Annotated in this window: 14 protein-coding genes; 13 read left to right on the top strand and 1 reads right to left on the bottom strand. The window is 74.0% G+C overall.

Features of this window, described 5'->3' with window-relative positions; all coding sequences use genetic code 11:
• Nucleotides 1-113 precede the first annotated feature (113 nt).
• From AB0947_RS10740 to AB0947_RS10695, 10 genes are all read left to right on the top strand, one after another.
• Entirely contained in the window at nt 114-1,040 is a 927-nt protein-coding gene (locus AB0947_RS10740) for an NADP-dependent oxidoreductase (RefSeq protein ID WP_366749979.1), read from the top strand.
• A gap of 961 nt (nt 1,041-2,001) precedes the next feature.
• Complete coding sequence (locus AB0947_RS10735) at nt 2,002-3,012, top strand: ScbA/BarX family gamma-butyrolactone biosynthesis protein (RefSeq protein ID WP_366749978.1); 1,011 nt, start codon at nt 2,002-2,004, stop codon at nt 3,010-3,012.
• Between the two features lie 6 nt (nt 3,013-3,018).
• Nucleotides 3,019-4,053, top strand: coding sequence for a ketoacyl-ACP synthase III family protein (locus tag AB0947_RS10730; protein WP_366749977.1), 1,035 nt, complete (start codon nt 3,019-3,021; stop codon nt 4,051-4,053).
• Nucleotides 4,054-4,136: 83 nt separating this feature from the next.
• Nucleotides 4,137-4,376 (top strand): acyl carrier protein, encoded by a 240-nt coding sequence (locus AB0947_RS10725; RefSeq protein WP_366749976.1) that lies wholly within the window; start codon nt 4,137-4,139, stop codon nt 4,374-4,376.
• Nucleotides 4,376-5,629 carry a beta-ketoacyl-[acyl-carrier-protein] synthase family protein gene (locus AB0947_RS10720; protein WP_366749975.1) on the top strand — a complete coding sequence of 418 codons (1,254 nt, stop codon included), beginning with the start codon at nt 4,376-4,378 and terminating at the stop codon, nt 5,627-5,629. The genes AB0947_RS10725 and AB0947_RS10720 overlap by 1 nt, the downstream gene beginning before the upstream one ends.
• Nucleotides 5,626-6,384 (top strand): 3-oxoacyl-ACP reductase FabG, encoded by a 759-nt coding sequence (fabG, locus tag AB0947_RS10715; protein ID WP_366749974.1) that lies wholly within the window; start codon nt 5,626-5,628, stop codon nt 6,382-6,384. Before AB0947_RS10720 ends, fabG begins: the two co-directional genes overlap by 4 nt.
• A gap of 53 nt (nt 6,385-6,437) precedes the next feature.
• Entirely contained in the window at nt 6,438-7,424 is a 987-nt protein-coding gene (locus AB0947_RS10710) for a ketoacyl-ACP synthase III (protein WP_366749973.1), read from the top strand.
• Between the two features lie 47 nt (nt 7,425-7,471).
• Nucleotides 7,472-8,230, top strand: coding sequence for an SDR family NAD(P)-dependent oxidoreductase (locus AB0947_RS10705; protein WP_366749972.1), 759 nt, complete (start codon nt 7,472-7,474; stop codon nt 8,228-8,230).
• On the top strand, nt 8,227-9,783 hold the full coding sequence (locus AB0947_RS10700) for an FAD-dependent monooxygenase (protein WP_366749971.1): 1,557 nt from the start codon (nt 8,227-8,229) through the stop codon (nt 9,781-9,783). The genes AB0947_RS10705 and AB0947_RS10700 overlap by 4 nt, the downstream gene beginning before the upstream one ends.
• The gene (locus AB0947_RS10695; protein WP_366749970.1) at nt 9,780-10,517 is read left to right on the top strand and encodes an HAD-IB family hydrolase; all 738 of its coding nucleotides are present in this window, start codon (nt 9,780-9,782) and stop codon (nt 10,515-10,517) included. The genes AB0947_RS10700 and AB0947_RS10695 overlap by 4 nt, the downstream gene beginning before the upstream one ends.
• A gap of 65 nt (nt 10,518-10,582) precedes the next feature.
• On the opposite strand, the gene AB0947_RS10690 is transcribed toward AB0947_RS10695, so the two are convergent.
• Nucleotides 10,583-11,539, bottom strand: a complete 957-nt coding sequence (locus AB0947_RS10690) for an aldo/keto reductase (RefSeq protein WP_366749969.1) — start codon at nt 11,537-11,539, stop codon at nt 10,583-10,585.
• A gap of 202 nt (nt 11,540-11,741) precedes the next feature.
• Here AB0947_RS10690 and AB0947_RS10685 point away from each other — a divergent pair, with 202 nt between their 5' ends.
• The 3 genes from AB0947_RS10685 to AB0947_RS10675 all read left to right on the top strand — a co-directional run bounded on the left by AB0947_RS10685 (nt 11,742) and on the right by AB0947_RS10675 (nt 14,280).
• Nucleotides 11,742-13,304 carry an MFS transporter gene (locus AB0947_RS10685; protein WP_366749967.1) on the top strand — a complete coding sequence of 521 codons (1,563 nt, stop codon included), beginning with the start codon at nt 11,742-11,744 and terminating at the stop codon, nt 13,302-13,304.
• A gap of 14 nt (nt 13,305-13,318) precedes the next feature.
• Nucleotides 13,319-13,750 (top strand): hotdog fold thioesterase, encoded by a 432-nt coding sequence (locus tag AB0947_RS10680; RefSeq protein WP_366749966.1) that lies wholly within the window; start codon nt 13,319-13,321, stop codon nt 13,748-13,750.
• A gap of 83 nt (nt 13,751-13,833) precedes the next feature.
• Complete coding sequence (locus tag AB0947_RS10675; RefSeq protein WP_366749965.1) at nt 13,834-14,280, top strand: MarR family transcriptional regulator; 447 nt, start codon at nt 13,834-13,836, stop codon at nt 14,278-14,280.
• Nucleotides 14,281-14,422: the final 142 nt, after the last annotated feature.

The raw sequence follows: 14,422 nt of genomic DNA, 5'->3' as shown, positions 1-14,422 counted from the left end.
ATGTCAATTGGCGTTTGTGAAGCAGAACCCTGGCTCATCGCTGACCTATAGTGCGTGTCGGCACCGGTGCGCCCAGGCCCGGTGCGCGGTCGCGTCGTCAGGGGGTTCGTGGGATGAAGGCCATCGCCGTCCAGCGTTACGGAGGACCGGAGGTCCTTGAGCTGATGGACCTGCCGGAGCCGCGGCTCGGGCCGGACGTGGTGCTGGTCCGGGTGCGCTACGCCGGGGTCAACCCGGCCGACTGGAAGATCCGCGAGGGGTACATCCACGACTGGTTCGAGGCCCACTTCCCCATGGTCATGGGCTGCGACCTGTCCGGTGTGGTCGAGCGCGTCGGCCTGGGCGTCACCGAGTTCGCGCCCGGGGACGAGGTCGTGGGCTACGTACGCGCCGACCACATGCAGCGCGGCACCTACGGCGAGCTCGTGGCCGCGCCGGTGCGCACCCTGGCGCGCCGTCCGCGCGCCCTGGACTGGCGGCAGTCCGCCGGTCTGCCGGCCGCCGGCCTCACCGCCTACCAGGCGCTGCGCCGCCATCTCCAGGTCGGCCCCGGTGACGTGCTGCTCGTCCACGCGGCGGCCGGCGGGGTCGGCTCCCTCGCGGTGCAGATCGGGCGGTCCCTCGGTGCCCGCGTCATCGGCACGGCGAGCGAGCGCAACCACGACTTCCTGCGCTCGCTCGGCGCCGAGCCGGTGACCTACGGCCCCGGTCTGGCCGACCGGGTGCGGGCGCTGGCCCCGCGGGGCGTCGACGCGGTGTTCGACCTGATGGGCGGTGAGACCCTCCTCGGCTCCCCCGCGCTGCTGCGGCCCGGGGGCCGGCTCGCCTCGATCTCCGGCGACGTCACGGGACTCGGCGGCCGCTACGTCTTCGTCCGCCCCGACCCGGCCGACCTCGCCGCCCTGGTGGACCTCGCGGACCGCGGTGAGCTGACGGTGCACGTCAGCGCGGAGTTCCCACTGGCGGACGCGGCCCGGGCACACGAGCTGGTGGCGGGCGGCCACGTACGCGGAAAGGTCGTACTGGCGGTGACGCCGTAGGGCCGGGGGCCGGGGCCGTGGCCCGGGGGGCCCGAGGGCTGTGGGTCCAAGGGCCGTGGGTCCAAGGGCCGTGGGTCCAAGGGCCGTGGGTCCAAGGGCCGTGGGTCCAAGGGCCGTGGAGCTGCGGGGCCGAAAGCCGTGGGTCCGAGGGCCGTGGAGCTGTGGGCCATAGGGCTGTGGGCCATAGGGCTGTGGGCCATAGGGCTGTGGGCCGTGGGCCGTGGGCCCGAGAGGCCGTAGGCCCGTGAGCCGGGGGCCATGAGCCCGTGGCCCGTGAGTCGTGGCCCGTAGGCCATGGGCTATGAGCCCCGGACCGAAGGGCTGAGGGGACGTAGGGCCATGAGCCCGTGGTCCGTGGCCCGTGGGCCGTGGGCCGTGGGCCGTGGGCCGTGGGCCGTGGGCCGTGGGCTATAAGCCCCGTAGGGCCGTGGGGCCAAGGGCCGCAGACCATGGGCTCGTGGGCCGAGGGCCGTAGCCCGTCACGCCGTAGGCCCGTCAGCCCGAGGGCCGCAGACCATGGGCCCGTGGGCCGAGGACCCGTAGGGCCAAGGAGCCGTAGGGCCAAAGCCCCGTAGGGCCAAGGACCCGTAGGGCCGTAGGAAGGTGGCGCAAAGCCGGCGGAACGTGCCGTAAGACCGGCCGAAGGGACCGGCAGCCGGCGGCGTCGGTGTGTGGCCGAAAGGGCCGTCCCCTGGGGGCGGCCCTTTTCGCGTGCCCGGGACCGCCCGCCACCCGTTCTCCAGTGAACCTCCAGCGGCCGTCGAGCCGTCCCCCACGGAGCCGTCGGCCGGGCTACCCGGCGCTCTCGGGCGGGCCCACTGGCGCTCTCGGGCGGGCCCCCCGGCGCTCTCAGGCAGGCCCCCCGGCGCTCTCGGCCGAGCCCCCAGAGGTGGCTGCCAGGCTCTTTCCGTGCCCCTCACGGTGGGCCGCCGAAACAAGACCACGGACGAATGGACTGGGCATGACCCTTGCTGAGCAGGAGCGGACGGCAGCCGTCCCGGCCGCCCCCGAACTCGCCTACCAGCGTTCGATGGACCGTGTGCTGGTGCACCGCCGCGCCGTCATGGAGGTCTTCGTCACGGACGCGGCACGGCTCGGTGAGGACCGCTTCGCCGTGGCCGTCCAGGCGCCCCGCGCGCACGGCTATTACAACGACCACACGCAGCGGCCCGCACTGCTCGACCCGTTGTTCCTCCTGGAGGCCGCCCGGCAGGCGGTCACCGTCGTCGCGCACCAGTGGCTGGACGTCTCGTACGACACCTCCTTCCTGATCAGCGACTGGACCACCGAGTTCACCGATCTGCCGGCGCTGCGCACCCGCGGAGACGCGCCGGACGAGCTGGTGATCGAGATCGGGACCCGGGACCTGCGGCGACGCGGGACCCGGCTGCTGGCCGCCACGCTGGACTGCGCGTTCGTGGCCGGCGGCCGGCGGGCCGGTACGAGCGTCATCGTGGCCGGGTACCTCAGCCGCGACGGCTACCGGGCCCATCGCGCCAAGAGCCGGGGGACCGTACCGCCGCTCTCCTCCGAACGGCCGGACAGGCGGGCCGGCGTCCCCGTGGCACCGGCGCTCGTCGGCCGGGAGCGGCCCGGCAACGTGGTGCTGGCCGACGTCGAGCGCCCGGGCGGACCGCTCGCCCTGCGCGCCGTCCTGGACGTCCCGGTGCGGCACCCGGCGATGTACGACCACCCGCTGGACCACGTGCCCGCGATGGCGCTGATGGAGGCCGCCCGGCAGGCGGCCGTACTCGCCGCCGGGGCACCGGCCGACGAGCGGTACGCGCACGCCTTCCGCGCCACCTTCGGGCGGTTCGTGGAGCTGGACAGTCCGGTGACCGTCACCGTGACGCCCGGCGACGGCGGGCGCCACGCGGTCGACTTCCGGCAGGACGGCGTGTCCGTGTGCACCGCCGAGGTCGGTGTCACCCGGCTCCCGGCGGCGCCGGCCGCGCACCCGGACGGACGGTGACCCGGCGTGCGGCTCACCTCACCCCTCGGGCTGGTCGCCGCGGCCTGGTACCCGCGGCGGCGGCAGACCGTCGAACAGGCCCTGGCCGCCGGTGACATCGACGCCCGCACGGCTCGTGAACTCGGCTACACCTCCCTGCCGGTGAGCGAGGACACCGCGCCGCCGGACATGGCCGTCGAGGCCGCCGGCCAGGTGCTGGCGCTGTCCGGCGTCCAGGCCGACGACCTGTCGATGGTGCTCCACGCGAGCGTCCACCACCAGGGCCACGACGCCTGGTCCGCCCCGCACTACGTCGCCCACCGGCTGGGCGCCCGGCACGCCATGCCGATCGGGCTGCTCCAGCAGTGCAACGGCGGTGCCGCCGGCATCGAGCTGGCCGCCGGGCGGCTGCAGGGCGACCCGGCGGCCGGGCCGGCGCTGGTGACCACCGCCGACCGCTTCCTGATGCCGAGCTGGCACCGCTGGCTCAGCGACTACGGCATGGCGGCCGGCGACGCCGCCACCGCCGTGCTCGTCCACCGCCTCACCGGGACGGCACCGGCGCCGGACCTGCTGCTGCGTGCCCTGGTGTCGAAGGCCGCCCCGGAACTCGAGGTGATGCACCGCGGCGACGACGAGCTCAACGCGACCCCCATGGGCCACAGCCCGATGATCGACGTACGGCGCACCAAGCGCGCCTTCATCAAGACCTACGGCGTGGACTTCTTCCTGAAGACCGCCGCGGACCGCATCCGCGCCGTCGTCGAGGAGTGCCTGGCCGACGCCGGGCTCGCCGCCGACGATCCACGGCTGCGCTACGCGGTGATACCGCGCCTGGGCAGCAAGGCGATGGCGGAGGCGTATCTGCCGCCGCTGACGGAGGTCACCGCCGCCGAGGTGCTCGACCTCGGCCGGGCGACCGGGCACGTGGGGGCCGGCGACCTCAACGCCTCCCTCGCCGACCTGGCCCGCACGGACCTGCTGGCGCCCGGGCAGTACGCGCTGGTGCTCAACGGCGGCGGCGGGTTCACGTTCACCGCGATGGCGGTCGCCCGGCCCTGAGCCCACCGGTCCGCACCCGTCCCCACCGGTCCCCACCGGTCCCCACCGATCCGAACCCATTCACACCACTCAAGGAGACACCCATGTCCGCACAGCAGGACCGCCTCTTCACCCTCGTCGTCGACAAGCTGGGCGTCGACCCCGAGCAGCTGTCCCCCACCGCCACCCTCGACGCCCTGGAACTCGACTCGCTGCTGCTGATCGAGCTGAGCGTCCTCGTGGAGAAGGAGTTCGGCGTCCAGCTCGACGAGACGGCGCTGACCCCCGAATCCACCCTCGGCGACGTCCTCGCCGCCATCGACGCCAAGGTCTCGGTGGCCTGATGGCGGGCGCGGGAGCGGAAGGGCGGCGCACGGAGCGCTTCGACGTCGCCGTCACCGGGGTGGGTCTGGTCACCCCGGCCGGAGTGGGCGTGCGGGCCAATGTCGAACGGGTCTGGTCGGGCGTGTCGACCGCGGCCGCCGACCCGGACCTCGCCGGGCTGCCCGTCGACTTCGCCTGCCGGGTACCGGACTTCGACGCCGGTGCCCTGCTCGGCCGGCGCACGGCGGTCCGCATGGACCCCGTCAGCCACTTCGGCGTGGTGGCGGCCCGGCAGGCGGTCGAGGACGCCGGGCTGGACCCGGCGTCCTGGGACGGCGCGCGGGTCGGCGTGGTCGTCGGCACCTCGCTGGGCGGCTGGTCCACGGTCGAACGGGAGCACGGCAAGCACCTGGCCGACGGGGCGAGGTTCGTCTCGCCGCTGCTGATGGTGATGGGCCCGGTCAACATGACGGCCGGCTACATCGCCATGGACCTGAAGGCACTCGGCCCCAACCAGGTCGTCTCCACGGCCTGCGCCTCCGGCAACACGGCGATCGGGTACGCCCGCGCCCTGCTGGAGTCCGGGGCCTGCGACGTCGTCCTGGCCGGCGGCGCGGAGGCGGCGATGTCCCCGACCGCGATGGCGAGCCTCGCCACGGCCGGGGCGCTCTCCACGCGCACCGACGACCCCGCGTCCGCCTCCCGCCCGTTCGACGCCGACCGGGACGGGTTCGTCGCGGGGGAGGGCGCGGCCATGCTGGTGCTGGAGCGGGTCGAGGACGCGCGGGCACGCGGCGCCCGGGTCCGGGCCCGGGTCTCCGGGTTCGGCGCGTCCGCCGACGGCCACCACGCCTCGGCGCCCGACCCGACGGGCGGCGGTGCCGAGCGGGCCGTCCGGGCCGCGCTCGCCGACGCGGTGCTGGAGCCGGGCGACGTCGACCACGTCAACGCGCACGGCACCTCCACCCCCCTCAACGACATCACCGAGGCCACGGTGATCCGCCGGGTGTTCGGCGAGAGGCCCGCCGTCACCTCCACCAAGGGCGTGGTCGGCCATCTGCTGGGCGCGGCCGGCGCGGCCGAGGCCGTCTACACGGTGCTCGCCGTCGAGCAGCGGCTCGTCCCGCCGACCGCCAACCTGACCAGCCTCGACCCGGGCATCGGGGTCGACGTCGTCGCCAAGGACGCCCGGCCGATGGAGATCGGCGCCGCGGTGAACAACTCCTTCGGCTTCGGCGGCCAGAACGCGGTGATCGTGGTGACTCCCGCATGACGGACGCCACCGTGGCCACGGCCACCAGTGACACCGGCACCGCCGCGCCGGCGGGCCGTTCCGTGCTCGTCACCGGCGGGAACCGCGGTATCGGACTGGCCGTCGCCCGTTCGCTCGCCGCGCGGGGCGACCGGGTGGCGGTCACGTACCGCACCGGCGAACCCCCGGCGGGGTTCCTCGCGGTGCGCTGCGACGTCACCGACGAGGAGCAGGTGGCGCGCGCCTTCAAGGAGGTCGCGGCCGCCCAGGGCCCGGTCGAGGTGCTGGTCGCCAACGCCGGGATCGCCCGGGACGGACTGCTGCCGGCCCTCGCCGACGACGCCGTCGACGCGGTGCTCGACACCAATCTGCGGGCGGTCATGCGGGTCGCCCGGCACGCCTCCCGGGCCATGATCGGGGGCCGCTGGGGCCGGATGGTGCTGATCTCCTCCGCCGTCGCGTTCACCGGCTCGCCGGGCCAGACCGCCTACACCGCCGCCAAGGCGGGCCTGGTCGGCCTGGCCCGCTCCCTGGCCTGGGAACTCGGCGGCCGCGGCATCACCGTCAACGTCGTCGCCCCCGGCCTCGTCGAGACGGACATGCTGCGCGAGGTGCGCCCGGCCCGGCTGGAGCAGTACCTGTCGATGACCCCGCTCGGCCGCGCCGCGACCCCCGACGAGGTGGCCGCGGCCGTGCGGTTCCTCACCAGCGAGCAGGCCACGTACATCACCGGCGCCGTGCTGCCGGTCAGCGGTGGGCTGGGCATGGGCCACTGACGTCCCGTGCCACCGGAACCCACCACCACGCGCGAGCACAGGAAAGGGAAACCATGCCAGTCGGTGTCCTGTCGATCGGTTCCCACACCCCGGACAGGGTGGTCGACAACAAGCAGATCAGTTCCTGGACGGGAATGCCGGAGTCCTGGGTGACCGAACGCACCGGGGTGCTCCAGCGGCGCTACGCCGGGCCGGGCACGACCACGTCCGACCTCGCCGTGCCGGCCGCGGACGAGGCGCTCGGGGCGCTCGGGCCCGACGCGCGCAGGCGGCTCGGGGCCCTGATCGTGGCGACGAGCACGCCGGACGTGCCGCAGCCGTCCACGGCCGCGATCCTCCAGCACAAGCTGGGCCTGTCCTCCCTGCCCGCCTTCGACATCAACGCCGTCTGCAGTGGTTTCCTGTACGGCCTCGCGGTCGCCGAGGGGCTCGTCGCCGCCGGCCGGCACGGCGACCACGTCCTGCTCGTCGGCGCCGACATGTTCTCCACGATCATGGACCGGACGGACCGGCGCACGGTGAGCCTGTTCGGTGACGGCGCGGGGGCCGTCGTCCTCGGCGAGGTGCCCGAGGGGTACGGCCTGCGGTCGGTGCACCTGGTCACGGACGGGGAGTTCCACCACTACGTCGGCGTGGAGGCCGGCGGGACGCGGACCCCGTTGGACGCCGAGGCCCGCGCGGCCGGGAAGCATTACTTCCGCATGGACGGCCGCGCGGTGCGCGACTACGCGCTGTCGGTCCTGGCCAAGCTGACCGCCCAGACGCTCGACGACACGGGGCTCGCCCTGGAGGACGTCGACCGGTTCGTCTTCCACCAGGCGAACACCAGGCTGCTGGAGACCTTCGTGGCCGACGCCGGCATCGACCCCGCACGCGTCGCCTACACGGCACCGCACCTGGGCAACACGGTCGCCGCCTCCGTACCGCTCACGCTGCACGCCACGCACCGCGACCGGCCGCTGCGGCGCGGCGAGCGGGTGCTGCTGGCCTCGGTGGGCGGCGGCATGACGGCGGGCGCGGCCCTGCTCACCTGGTACTGACGCCCCCCACCGCACGACAACGACACCCACGCAGCGAAGGAGAAGCCATGAGGCTGGAGGGACGGACCGCCGTCATCACCGGCGGCACGCGGGGCCTGGGCCGGGCGATCGCCGAGGCGTTCCTCGCGGAGGGCGCCTCGGTGGTGGCCGCCGCGCGCAACCCCTACGACATCAAGGAACTCGCGGACGACCACGAGGGCCGCCTGCTGTACCAGTACACCGACGTCACCGACGAGCGGTCGGTGGACGAGCTGATGACCGCCGCCTGCGAGGCGTACGGGGGCGTCGACATCCTGGTCAACAACGCCGGCGTCAGCCGGGACGGCAAGATCGCCCGGCTGTCGGTGGCCGACTGGAACACCACGCTGGCCACCAACCTCACCGGTGTGTTCCTGTGCACCCGGGCGGTGATCGGCCCGATGACCACCCCGGACAAGCCGGCGGGACCGGGCGGGCGCATCATCAACGTGTCGTCCTGCGTGGCCGGGCGGGCCGCGGCCGGCGCCGGCGCGTACAGCGCGAGCAAGGCGGCCGTGGAGATGTTCACCCGCACCTCGGCGGTCGAGCTGGCTTCCAGGAACATCCGCGTCAACTGCCTCTCGCCCGGCTACATCGACGAGGGCATGGGCAAGGAGCTGGCCGCCAACGAGCGCGCCTGGGAGAGCTACCGCGGCCGGCTGCTGTCGGACCGGCTGGGCCGTCCGGAGGAGGTGGGCGCCGCGGCCGTCTTCCTGGCCTGCGGCGAGAGCTCGTACGTCAACGGCACGGTGGTCGAGGTCAACGGGGGCCTGCTGTGGGCGGCGTGACGGACCGCCGGGCCGGGGAGCCGGTACTCGTCGTCGGCGCGGGCCCGGTCGGCCTGGTCCTGGCGTGCGAGCTGCTCCAGCAGGGCGTGGCCGTACGGGTCGTGGACGCCGGCCGGCGCGGCGACCCGCGGCACTCCCGGGCCAATGTCGTCTGGCCCCGCAACCTCGAACTGCTGGACCGCGTCGGGGTGACCGGCGACCTGCTGGACATCGGCCACCGGCTGGCGGGGACGGCGTTCTACTCGCGCGGCCGGCGGCTGGCGACGGCCTGGATGAGCAGACTGCCCGACTCTCCGTACCCGTTCGCGCTCACCCTCTCGCAGAACGACACCGAGTCCGTGCTGCGCGCCAGGGTGGCCGCGCTGGGCGGCTCCGTCGAGGACGGGGTGCGGCTGACCGCCCTCGACCAGGCGGACGGGGTGCCGTCGGTGAAGCTGGAGCACGACAGCGGCCGGGTCGAGGAGCTCCGGCCGGGCTGGCTCGTCGGCGCGGACGGGGCGCACAGCACCGTCCGCAAGGAACTGGGCATCGCCTACGACGGACCGCCCGTCGACGTGTCGTTCGCCATCACCGACGCCCGGCTGACCACCAGCCTGTCCGAGGACCTGTCCCACTACTGCTACGCCCCGAGCGGCGCGATCGTGCTGGGCCCGATGGGCGGCGGGGTGCACCGCATCGCGCTGAACGTGCCGCACGACGCCTACGACGAGGACGCTCCGCCGCCGCGCGCGCTGTTCCAGGAGGCCGTCGACGACCGGGCGGCCGGCCGGAGCCGGGTCGAGGAACTGCTGTGGAGCGGCTCGTTCCGGGTGCGGGTGCGGATCGCGTCCACGTTCCGCAGCCGCCGCTGCTTCCTGGCCGGCGACGCCGCCCACGTGATCAGCCCGGCCGGCGGCCAGGGCATGAACACCGGCATGCAGGACGCGTTCAACCTGGCGTGGAAGCTGTCCGGGGTGCTCCGCGGCGAGTTCGGGGAGGGCATCCTCGACTCCTACGACAGCGAGCGGCGTGCCGTCTCCCACCAGGTGGCCCGGTCCACCCAGTGGCTGACCAAGGCCGGCCTGGTCGGCACGCCCGCGAAGGTGGCGCTGCGTGACGCGGCGTTCCGCGCGGCGGACCGCACGGGCGTGTTCCAGCGCCGGATCGCCCCCCAGCTCGGCCAGACGGCCGTCAGCTACGGCGACGACCGGCATCCGCGGCTGCCGGTGAAGGTCGCGGGCCCGGCCGGCGCGAACGCCCCGGCGCTGTCGGCCGAGGGCTGGCCGGTGATCGACCGGGACCGGCACACCGTCCTGCTGTGGCCCGGCACGCGGACCCCGCCGGCCGGCTGGCCGGGCGCCCGCGACCGGGTGCGCGGCGCGCTGCCCGAGGGCACGCCCGTGCTGGACCTCACGCGCGCGGTCCCGGCGGGTCTCGCCCGGGCGCTGGGGCCGCGGCCGGCCGTGGCCGTGGTCCGCCCCGACGGCCACCTCCTGGCCCGGCTGGATCCCACGAGGCCGCAGGAGACCACGCGGCTGCTCGCCCGAGCGGCCCACGCAAGGAGTCAGCCATGACGAACCGTCCCGACCCCCACCCGCTCGCCGCGGACCACGACCGCCCCGTCGTGGCGTTCTTCGACGCCGACGAGACGCTCATCGCGATGAAGACGCCGTTCTCCCTGCTGCGCTGGCGGTTGCGCCGCCAGGGGGACATCACGGGCGCCGCCTACGAGCGGGCCGTGGAGCCGCTGCGCCGGCTGGCGTCGATGGGCGTCACACCGGTCGAGGTGGTGGCCAGGTTCTACGAGCTGCACGCGGGCATCCCCTGGGACGACGTGGTCGCCGAGGCCCGGGACTGGTACGCCGACCTGCGCGAGCACGGCGCGCCGTTCATCGAGCCGACGGTCGCCCGGCTGCGCCGCCACCAGCAGGCGGGCCACCGCACGGTGGTGGTCTCCGGTTCCTGGCCGGCGACGCTGCACCCCATCACCGACGACCTGGGCATCGACCTGGTCCTGTGCACCGAGCCCGACCTGGACGCGGAAGGCCGGATGACCGGCGCGATCAGGCACGCGATGTTCGGCCCGGCCAAGGCCGACGCGGTCCGCGAGGCGCTGGCGAAGTTCGGCGCGGACCCGGCGGACTGCTACGCGTACGGCGACGACCCGGGCGACCTGACCATGCTCGGCATGGTCGGCCACCCCACGGTGGTCGGCGCGAACCCCCGCATGACCGAACACGCCGCCCAGCACGGCTGGCCCACCCTGCCGGCCACCCTGGCCGCGGGGACCCGCCGCCAGCACGTGTAGCGCGGCTCGCCGCAGCCACCCGGGTGGGCGGCGGCCCCGCGAGGGGGGGCCGCCCACGGGGGTGTTCAGCGAGGGCCGGCCGGTTCCGGGAGAGCGTCCAGCTCCGCCAGGGCGTCCGGCGGCAGGGTCAGGGAGCCGGCCGCGACGTTGTCCTCCAGGTAGCGCCGGGTCTTCGTGCCCGGGATGACCCCGACGTGCTCGCCCTGGGCCAGCACCCACGCGATGGCCACCTGCGCCACGGTCGCGCCCAGCCGGTCGGCGACGGCCCGCACCCGGTCCACGATGGCCTGGTTAGCGGCGATGGCCTCGGGCTGGAACCGCGGCAGGCGGTGCCGTCCGTCCGCCTTCGGCAGGTCGCCCGGGCCGGCGATCAGACCGGACAGGAAACCCCGGCCCAGCGGCGCGAACGCGATGAAGGCGATGCCCTCGCGCGCGCAGTGGTCGACCACCCCGTCGGTCAGGGCGTCACGGCTCCACAGGGACAGTTCGCTCTGCACCGAGGCGACCGGGTGCACCGCGTGGGCGCGGGCGATCTCGTCCGGCGACGCCTCGGACAGCCCGAGCGCGCCGGCCTTGCCCTCCTTCACCAGCTCCGCCAGCGCGCCCCAGCTCTCCTCGACCGGCACCCGCGGGTCGATGCGGTGCAGCTGGTAGAGGTCCACGTGGTCCACGCCCAGCCGCCGCAGGCTCGCCTCGAACGCGCCGCGCAGGTACTCCGGCCGGCCGTCCCGGTGGCTGCGGTAGGTCACCGGGTCGTCGACCACCAGTCCGCCCTTGGTGGCGAGCAGCACCTCGTCACGGTGGCCCCGCAGGGCCTTCCCCACCAGGACCTCGTTGGTGAAGGGGCCGTACTGGTCGGCCGTGTCGATCAGATCGACGCCGAGTTCGACGGCGCGGCGGATCACCGCGATGGACTCGTTCTCGTCCCGCCCCTCCTCGTCGTACCCCCAGGACATCCCCATGCAGCCGAGTCCCACGGCCGCGAACGACCGTTCCGTGCCGCCCAGTCGGATCCTGCGCATCGCCGTACGCACCACCTTTCCCCGCGTCGCTGTGAAGCGTCGGTCACCGTCACCCGCCGTCGAGTGGCAGGCCAACGTCTTTATACAGAACTCTGGCATACGTCGTTGACAGCGGGTCTGCTGAGTACCCTACTCTGTGCCAGAGTTCTGCTACATCGCTGACAACTACCTGACAACAGACAACAGACAGAGGTGATCCACCATGTCCACCGGCAACCCGCGGGCCACCCTCGCCGCGGCGTGCGTGGTCGGCCCGCTCATGACCCTGGTGGTGACCGGCCCCTCCGTGGCCGTCCCCGACATCGGCGCCGACCTGCACAGTTCCCTTGCCGCCGCCCAGTGGGTGGTCGACGGTTACATGCTGACCGCGTCCAGCAGCCTCGCGGCGATGGGCTCGCTGGCCGACCGCGTCGGCCATCGCCGCATGTTCACCTGGGGCATGGCGTTCTTCGCCTTCTGGATGACCGTGTCCGGACTGGCGAACAGCATCCTGCTGCTCGACCTGGCCCGTGCGATCGCCGGCTTCGGCAGCGGCGCCGCGCTCGCCTCCATCACCGCGATCCTCGCCCAGGCCTTCGACGGCACGGCCCGCGCCAAGGCCTTCGGCCTCTTCGGCACGTTCCTCGGAGCAGGTCTCGCCTTCGGCCCGGCCTTCGGCGGCGCCCTGGTCAACCTGTGGGGCTGGCGCTCGGTCTTCCTGGTCCTGGCCGCCGTCTCCGCGCTCGTCCTGCTGAGCACCCCGCTGCTGCCGCGCTCCGCCCCCAACAAGGGCCCGCGCTTCGACTGGGCCGGCAGCCTGCTCTTCGGCGCCGGCGTCGCCCTGTTCGTGCTCGCGCTGGTCGAGGGCCCCGGCCGGGGCTGGAGCGACCCGATGGTGCTCGTCGCCGCCGTCGGCTGCCTGGTGCTGATCACGGCGTTCGTGACGGTGGAGCGCCGCACACAGAACCCGATGTTCGACCTCGGCCTGTTCGCCCGGCCGCAGTTCCTCGCCGTCTGCCTGGTGCCGCTGGTGCTGGCCTTCAGCTTCGTCGCCCTCGTCATCGTGCTCCCGCCGTACCTCACCTCCACGAGCGGGATGTCGGCGCTGCGCATCGGCGTGGTCCTGCTGCTGCTCACCGGCCCGTCGCTCGTGATGCCCGCGCTCACCGGCCTGGTGGCGCAGAAGTTCTCCCAGCGCACCCTGTTCGTCGTGCTGCTGGCCTGCTCCGCGGCGGGTGCCGCCTGGCTGACGCTGGTCGACCCGGGCGCCTCCGCCCCGGCCCTGGCCGGGCCGCTGCTGCTGCTCGGCATCGGCTACGGCATCTCGCTCGGCATCCTCGACGGCGCGGCGGTCTCGGCGGTCGAGCCGGAGCGGATGGGCATGGCGGCGGGCATGTTCAACACCGTCAGGCTCGCCTCCGACGCGGTCTCCATGGCCGGTCTGGGCACCCTCGTCACCGCGCTGACCAAGGCCGCCCTCGACGGCGACAAGGTCTCCGCCTACCCGGGCGGCGCCGGCGAGCTGACGTCCCGGGCGCTCCAGGGCGGTCTGACCGAGGCCGTCGGGACCCTGCCGGCCGGTGCCGTGCGGGACGGGGTCGCGACCGCGATGTCCGACGCGTACGCCAGCGGTCTGCACACCACGATGTGGTTCGTCGCGGCGGCGTGCGCGGTCAGCGCGGTCGTGGTCGGCGGCCTGCTCTCGGGCAAGCGGCAGGCACGGGAGGCGGCCGGTGACACCGCCGAGGCGGCCGCCCCGGCACCCGAGCCCGCCTCCACCCACTGACAGGGGACCGTCACATGACCCAGACCGCCCTCGGACCCGTCGAGGTCCTGCCCCCCTACGTCGGACAGCAGCTGGTGGAGCGGCTCGGTATCGAGATCACCGTCTGCGAGCCGGACCTGGTGGTCGGCACCATGCCGGTGGACGGCAACCGCCAGCCCGTCGGCCTCCTGCACGGCGGCGCCAACGCCGTCCTCGCCGAAACACTCGGGTCGCTCGCGGCCTGGGTGCACGCGGGCGCCGACCGGATCATCGTGGGCCAGGAGCTGTCCTGCACCCACCACGCCGGCGCCCGCACGGGCAAGGTCACCGGTGTCTGCCGTCCGCTGCACGTGGGCACGCACACCGCCACGTACGAGATCGTCGTCTCCGACGAGCAGGGCCGGCGCACCTGCACGGCCAGACTCACCTGCGCGATCCCGCCGGCCCGGCGGCGGAGGCCCCGGTGAGGGCCTCCTCCCCGGCACGGCGGTCCGCCCGTGGTCAGCCTGCGGTCACTCCTTCGCCCTCTGTCGTATGCGAGACTGTTGACATGGCGAACACGACGGAGACGGTCGCCGCAGGCCGGCTCGGGCACACGATCAAGAGGGCCGAGCAGGCCCTCATCGCACGCAAGTCGCACGTGCTGCGGGAATACGACCTGACGGTGCCGCAGTATTCGGTCCTGCTGCTGCTGTCGGTCTCCGACGGCATGTCCGCGGCACAGCTGGCGCGGGAGTGCATGGTCACCCCGCAGACGATGGCCACGGTGCTGACCAACCTGGAGAAGGCCGGACTGGTCGTCCGCGAGCCCTCCGAGCTGCACCAGAAGGTGGTGGTCAACCGGGCGACCCGGGCGGGCCGCGCCGTGGCGAAGAAGGCGGACAAGGCGGCCTTGCGGGTCGAGGGTTCGCTCAGTGCGGAGTTCACGCCGGAGGAACGGGCCCGCCTCGAGGAATACCTGGAGCGGGCAATTGCCGTACTGAATTCACTGGACTGAATTCCCGGCGCCGCGTCCCGAAGGCCGCGTAAAGGCGGCGGTGGTTGTGCTTGTACAAGCACAAGCCGGGGACCCGGCGGCCCACGGACAGGTTCAGGCCAATCACCCGGCGTGAGGAACCCTGGCCCGTGCCCGGACACCC

The sequence above is a fragment of the Streptomyces sp. NPDC047841 genome, from assembly GCF_040704085.1.
Taxonomy (GTDB): domain Bacteria; phylum Actinomycetota; class Actinomycetes; order Streptomycetales; family Streptomycetaceae; genus Streptomyces; species Streptomyces argyrophylli.
The sequence above is the reverse complement of the archived record's forward strand: the minus strand, read 5'-3'. Positions and strand labels throughout refer to the sequence as shown.

Coding starts and splice junctions, on each gene's coding strand:
- fabG (WP_366749974.1), top strand. CDS start 5,626: ATGACGGACGCCACCGTGGCCACGGCCACCAGTGACACCGGCACCGCC.
- AB0947_RS10675 (WP_366749965.1), top strand. CDS start 13,834: ATGGCGAACACGACGGAGACGGTCGCCGCAGGCCGGCTCGGGCACACG.
- AB0947_RS10725 (WP_366749976.1), top strand. CDS start 4,137: ATGTCCGCACAGCAGGACCGCCTCTTCACCCTCGTCGTCGACAAGCTG.
- AB0947_RS10680 (WP_366749966.1), top strand. CDS start 13,319: ATGACCCAGACCGCCCTCGGACCCGTCGAGGTCCTGCCCCCCTACGTC.
- AB0947_RS10705 (WP_366749972.1), top strand. CDS start 7,472: ATGAGGCTGGAGGGACGGACCGCCGTCATCACCGGCGGCACGCGGGGC.
- AB0947_RS10740 (WP_366749979.1), top strand. CDS start 114: ATGAAGGCCATCGCCGTCCAGCGTTACGGAGGACCGGAGGTCCTTGAG.
- AB0947_RS10710 (WP_366749973.1), top strand. CDS start 6,438: ATGCCAGTCGGTGTCCTGTCGATCGGTTCCCACACCCCGGACAGGGTG.
- AB0947_RS10690 (WP_366749969.1), bottom strand. CDS start 11,539: ATGCGCAGGATCCGACTGGGCGGCACGGAACGGTCGTTCGCGGCCGTG.
- AB0947_RS10735 (WP_366749978.1), top strand. CDS start 2,002: ATGACCCTTGCTGAGCAGGAGCGGACGGCAGCCGTCCCGGCCGCCCCC.
- AB0947_RS10720 (WP_366749975.1), top strand. CDS start 4,376: ATGGCGGGCGCGGGAGCGGAAGGGCGGCGCACGGAGCGCTTCGACGTC.
- AB0947_RS10685 (WP_366749967.1), top strand. CDS start 11,742: ATGTCCACCGGCAACCCGCGGGCCACCCTCGCCGCGGCGTGCGTGGTC.
- AB0947_RS10695 (WP_366749970.1), top strand. CDS start 9,780: ATGACGAACCGTCCCGACCCCCACCCGCTCGCCGCGGACCACGACCGC.